The sequence below is a fragment of the Mesorhizobium sp. M7A.F.Ca.CA.002.09.1.1 genome, from assembly GCF_003998555.1.
Taxonomy (GTDB): Bacteria; Pseudomonadota; Alphaproteobacteria; order Rhizobiales; family Rhizobiaceae; genus Mesorhizobium; species Mesorhizobium ciceri.
In genome coordinates this window covers 1-5,468 of the sequence record NZ_RZRR01000334.1, presented here as the reverse complement: position 1 = coordinate 5,468, position 5,468 = coordinate 1, and the positions used below count along the sequence as shown (strand labels likewise).

The 5,468-nt window shown below is 63.9% G+C and carries 5 protein-coding genes; 4 read left to right on the top strand and 1 reads right to left on the bottom strand.

Going from position 1 to position 5,468, the window contains the following annotated elements; all coding sequences use genetic code 11:
- A partial coding sequence (locus EN994_RS16150; protein ID WP_245466038.1) for a LysR family transcriptional regulator occupies window positions 1-782 on the bottom strand: 782 nt, incomplete at its 3' end.
- Between the two features lie 62 nt (window positions 783-844).
- Between EN994_RS16150 and EN994_RS16145 the strand changes: the two genes are divergently transcribed.
- From EN994_RS16145 to EN994_RS16130, 4 genes are all read left to right on the top strand, one after another.
- Window positions 845-1,885, top strand: coding sequence for an aromatic ring-hydroxylating dioxygenase subunit alpha (locus tag EN994_RS16145; protein ID WP_013530418.1), 1,041 nt, complete (start codon window positions 845-847; stop codon window positions 1,883-1,885).
- On the top strand, window positions 1,882-3,009 hold the full coding sequence (locus EN994_RS16140; RefSeq protein WP_063168716.1) for a 2Fe-2S iron-sulfur cluster-binding protein: 1,128 nt from the start codon (window positions 1,882-1,884) through the stop codon (window positions 3,007-3,009). Before EN994_RS16145 ends, EN994_RS16140 begins: the two co-directional genes overlap by 4 nt.
- A 42-nt stretch (window positions 3,010-3,051) precedes the next feature.
- The gene (locus EN994_RS16135) at window positions 3,052-4,173 is read left to right on the top strand and encodes an aminotransferase class I/II-fold pyridoxal phosphate-dependent enzyme (protein WP_127307641.1); all 1,122 of its coding nucleotides are present in this window, start codon (window positions 3,052-3,054) and stop codon (window positions 4,171-4,173) included.
- A partial coding sequence (locus EN994_RS16130) for an FAD-binding oxidoreductase (RefSeq protein WP_164745954.1) occupies window positions 4,170-5,468 on the top strand: 1,299 nt, incomplete at its 3' end. The genes EN994_RS16135 and EN994_RS16130, both read left to right, overlap by 4 nt.

Genomic DNA, 5,468 nt, shown 5'->3' with positions numbered 1-5,468 from the left:
ACAAAGCCCCTTCCGTTGGCCGCCGCATCGATCGCCGCGCTCGACAGGGAAAAGGCCACTTCGCCGGATGTTCTGCGGTGCACCGCGCCGATGCTTGCGGCCCATTCCGCCCATGTCGGCGGCGAGCGGTGATCGCGGGCCCATTCGATGCTGAGAAGCGGCAGATCGAGAATATCGGCGGGCTTGCCGACCGGATGTTTCGCCAGCAGCGTCGGCGAGCAGGCCGGCACCACCCAGTCGGTGAACAGTTCGGTGTAGTGCTCGAAATCACGATATTTCGTGCCGTACGAAATACGGAAGTCAACTTGTTCGGCGCCCAGCCTTGGCTCCGTCTCGGCGCCCACCAGCCGCACGGTCGCGCCGGGGTGGTCGACCTGCCAATCCAGGAGCTGCGGGCCGATCCATTTGCTGGCCAACGACGGCAGGCAGGAGATGGTCAAAGTGTCCGCGGACCGGGCCTGTTCGATGAGATCCTGGGCGTCGCGAATGTGTTCGAAGCCGACGGCAACCGCTGCGTGGTAAACGCGGCCCAGCGCGGTGAGGGCGACACTCCTGCCGCGCCGTTCCAAAAGCCGCGCCTCCAGCGCGTCTTCGGCCTTGCGGATCTGCTGGCTGACCGCGCCGACGGAGACGCCGAGTTCGTTGGCGGCCGCCGTCACACTGCCACGCCTGCCGAAAGCCTCGAAGGCCTGTATCGCACGCAGTGGGGGCGTCTTCTTCACCTGGGCAACAATCCTGGGGTCAGCTTGATTTAGTTTTTCTAAAATAGAACACAGATGCAAGCCCTATGTCGTCCCAGGCCCGCAAGATATTCGTTTAGGCGTCACAAGCTCGGGAGGACGCCATGTTTCTTCGAAACTGCTGGTACGTTGCCGCATGGGACCATGAGGTCGCCGACAGGCTGGTGCCGACCCGGATACTTGGCGAGGACATTGTCCTCTACCGCCGGACCGATGGCGTGGTGGCGGCGCTCGAGGATGCCTGTCCCCACCGCAAGCTGCCGCTGTCCATGGGCCGCATCAAGGGCGACACTGTCGAATGCGGCTATCACGGGCTGACCTTCGACAGCACCGGAACCTGTACGCGCGTGCCCGGTGCTGAAAAGATACCGCATGTGGCATGCGTTCGTTCCTATCCGATCGCCGAACGTTACGGGCTGCTGTGGATATGGATGGGCGAAGCGGCAAAGGCCGACCCCGCGCTGATTTTCGCGGTCGACCACTGGGGCGATCCGGCATGGGGCGTCAATCGCGGCGAGTCCATGGCGCTCGATTGCAACTACCTCTACATGACCGACAACCTGCTCGACCCCTCGCATGTGTCTTGGGTCCACCAGTCCTCCTTCGGCGGCGTTCAGGCGATGGAGGATGCGCCACTCGAAACCACCGTAGGCGCGGACGGCGTGACCGTGTGGCGCTGGGTGGTCGATGCCGCGCCGGCGCCCTTCTATGCGCCTTTCCTCAAATTCTCAGGCAATTGCGACCGCAAGCAGCACTACGAAGTGCGCTACCCCTCCAACGCCATCATCAAGGCGATCTTCGTGCCGGCCCGCACCGGCGGCGAGGGCAAGCCGCTGCACGAGGACGTGTTCCTCATGGACAGCTACAACTTCATGACGCCGGTCGATGAGAACCAGACGAAATATTACTGGTTCCAGATGCGCAATTTCGCCCCCGACGATTTGGAGGTTTCCCGCCAGTTCGCCACCTCTGTGCGCGGCGCCTTCGACGAGGACCGCACCGTGCTCAATGCCGTGCACAAGGGCATGGCAAACAAGCGCACGCCCAATCTCGATCTGAAGATAGATGTCGGACCGCTGCGCTTTCGCCGGAACCTGGCCAAGCTGATCGCCAGCGAGAGCCAGCAATTGGCAGCTGCCGAATGAATGCATTCACCGCTCGCGACACCATCGCAAGAAGCGGATTTCGCGACCTGAAATTGGTCGCGAAGGTGCGCGAAAGCGCCCTCATCACTTCATTCCATCTCGAGCCGGTCGATCCACAGGACTGGCGCGACTTCCAGCCGGGCCAGTTCCTGGTGTTCCGGATTCCGGTAGCGCGGGAGGCCGCCGGCGAAAGGGGATATGTGCTGCGCAACTACAGTATCTCCTGTTCCCCAGACAGCGCTTCCTATCGGATCAGTGTGAAGCGTGAGGCAGCACCCGGGCCGGGGCTTCCCGATGGGATAAGCTCGTGCTTCCTGCATGACCGTATCGACGTCGGTGATGTGCTTCAGGCGGAAGGGCCGCGCGGCGATTTCGTGCTCGACAAGGCCAGCAACCGTCCAGTCGTGCTGCTCAGCGGCGGCGTCGGGCTGACGCCGATGGTGTCGATGCTGCATGCGTTGGCTTCGTTGCCGGACCGCCGTGCCGTCTTCATTCACGCCTGCGACAACGGCGATGTGCATGCCTTGCGCGATGAGGTGACCGACCTGGTCTCGACCCGTCCCGGCCTGACCGCACACTTCTGCTACCGGCTCCCGTCCGAGCGCGACAAGGCCGAGCAGCGCTTTCATAGCGAAGGCATGATTTCGCGGGACGTGCTGCAGCGTTTGCTGCCGATCGATGACTATGATTTCTACCTCTGTGGCCCGCCGCCGTTCATGCAGGCGATCTACGTCATGCTGCGCGAGCTTGGCGCGCCAAGGTATCGCATTGCCTACGAATTCTTCGGCCCGGCGACGGTGCTTGAGCCCGATGCAGTGCGAGTTCCCGCGGTTCCAGCGCAGCCGGCAAGGATCGAGCCGGCCGGGGAAGCGACAACCGTGGAATTTCGGAAGTCGGGCCTGACGGCCGTCTGGGATGGCTCGGCCGTATCGTTGCTCGACTTCGCCGAGAACCAAGGTCTGTTGCCGGAATTCAGCTGCCGGGCCGGCATCTGCGGCACATGCAAGTCGCGGCTGATCTCGGGCGACATCGCCTATTTCGAGGAACCGCTGGACGAGCTTGGAAGCAGCGAAGTGCTGTTGTGCTGCTCCAAGCCGCGCGGATCAGTCGTCCTCGATATTTGACAAGATTGCCGCGCGTGGGCGCGGGGAAACGGAAGTCGGGATTTGGAACAGTCGGTCAAACCAGCGTCGAGCCTGCCGCTCAATCCGCATATCGCCGCCTTGCCGCCCTACAATGCCGGCATGAACATCGCGATGGCGCGGGCGCTGAGTGGCCGCAACGATGTCGCCCGGCTGGCCAGCAACGAGAACCCGGATGGGTGTTCTCCCGCCGTCATGGCCGCATTGGCCTCCTCATCCTTCGAGCCATGGCGCTATGCCGATCCGGCCTGCACGGCGCTGCGGGCGGCGCTTGGCGAAAAACTGGCGATCGATCCTGGCATGATCGTTGCCGGCAATGGTTCCGAGGAGATGATCGCCGCCATCTCGCGCGCCGTCCTGGTGCCGGGCGCCTCGGTCGTCACCACGGTGCCGAGCTTCGGGCTGCATGAGATAGAGCCGCTGGCTGCCGGTGCCGATGTCGTCAAGATTGCGATGAAACCCGAGATGGGGTTCGATCTTGCCGCGCTCGAAGCGGCGATCGCCGTTGGGCCACGGATCGTTTTCATATCCTCGCCGTGGAATCCGGTCGGGCCGGGTCTCGACCACGCTGGCCTGCGACGGCTGATCGGCGCCGTGCGACCCGGCACGCTTCTTGTCCTGGACGAGGCCTATTTCGAATTCGCCGATCCCGGCGCGCCCGACGGCATCGAGGTCCTGCGCAACAGCAGCATCGACCATGTCGTGCTGCGCACATTTTCGAAGGCTTATGGCCTGGCGGGGCTGCGCGTTGGCTATGCCGTTTGTTCGGGCTTCGAACTGGCAAGAGTGATCGCGGCCGCCAAGACGCCGTTCAACGTCAATGCGGCAGCACAGGTCGCCGCTATTGCGGCACTGGCCGACGAAAGCTGGATGAAGGCGTCGGCGGGCTGCGTCAGAGCCGAGCGCGTGCGCACCGCCGCCGCACTTACGGGCCTTGGTTTCCGGGTTGCCCAGTCGCAGACAAACTTCCTGTTCTTCGACTGCAAGGGCGACAGCTCCAGCGTTGCCGCCGGTCTCCTGAAGCAGGGGATCATCGTCAAGGCGTGGCGCGAAGCCGGCTACGAGCACTATCTGCGCGCCACCATCGGCTTGCCGGCCGACAACGACCGGCTGATCACGGCGCTTCAGGGATTGGCTGGGCGATGAGCGGCCACGCGTCTCCCAGGCAAACGAACTGGATCGAGCAAGCGGTGCCGTTGTCGGTTGTCGACGCGATCCGCCATGTCGTTGGCGCCTCGAATGTGCGGATCGGTGATGATGCCGGGGCGATCGACCTTGGTTCGAACGGGACGGATTGCGCCGCCGGCATCGTCGTTGCGCCTTCATCGACCGGCGAGGTCGCCGCGGTGGTGCGCATCTGCAGTCAAAATGAGATTCCGATCGTGCCGCAGGGCGGGCGGACCGGCCTGGTCGGCGGAAGTGTCTCGCGGCCGGGCGAGATCGTTCTTTCCCTGGCACGCATGAACCGGATCGAGCGGCTCGATCCCGTCGAGCGCGTGGCGATCGTCGGTGCCGGTGTTACGCTCGAAGCTTTGCAGTCTGCCGCATTTGAGCACCGCCTGGAGCCCGGTATCGATCTTGCCGCGCGCGGTTCGGCGACGATCGGCGGCATGGTTTCCACGAATGCGGGTGGCGTGATGGCCTTTCGCAACGGGGTCATGCGCCACCGCGTCCTTGGCCTGGAGGCCGTGCTGGCCGATGGATCGGTCTATTCCGATCTGACGCGGGTGGTGAAGAATTCCGCCGGCTACGATCTGAAGCATCTCTTCATCGGTGCGGAGGGCACGCTTGGCATCGTGACCCGCGTGGTCGTCAAGCTCGACCCTTCGCCCCGAGCCACCGCCACCGCGCTTTTCGGGCTGCCGTCTGTCGAAGCGGCGCTGCAAGTCATTCGTCTGGCGCTTGAATCGGATGCGGGACATTTGCGCGCGGCGGAGGCGATGTGGACCTCGTATTTCAGCCTGGCCGCAGCCGCGCATGAATGGTCCGAACCGAGCGTGCCGCTCGACCAGCCGCTGTTCCTGCTGCTGTCGCTTGGCGGCGCGCGCGAAGAGGCGCTGCGCGAAGATTTCGAGCGGATCTATTCGGAAGTGATGGAGCGCTATCCTGAAGCCACCGGCATCATTGCCGGCTCGCGGCGGCAAGAGGAAGACCTGTGGCGGTTGCGCGAGGACACCGGCGTGCTCTATCGCGCCCATCCCCAAGCGCCTTCCTTCGACGTGTCGGTGCCTCTGTCGGAAATTCCGGCCTATCTCGACAGAATCCTGCCCCGGCTCGCAGCGATCGAACCGGGTCTGGCGCCCTATGTCTTCGGTCACCTGGCCGATGGAAACCTGCATATCATCCTCAACCGTCAGGGTCCGCTGGCGCCTGACGTAGCGGAGGCTGCCGAGAGCGTCCTGTACCAACAACTGCGGGAGATTGGCGGTTCTTTTTTCTCC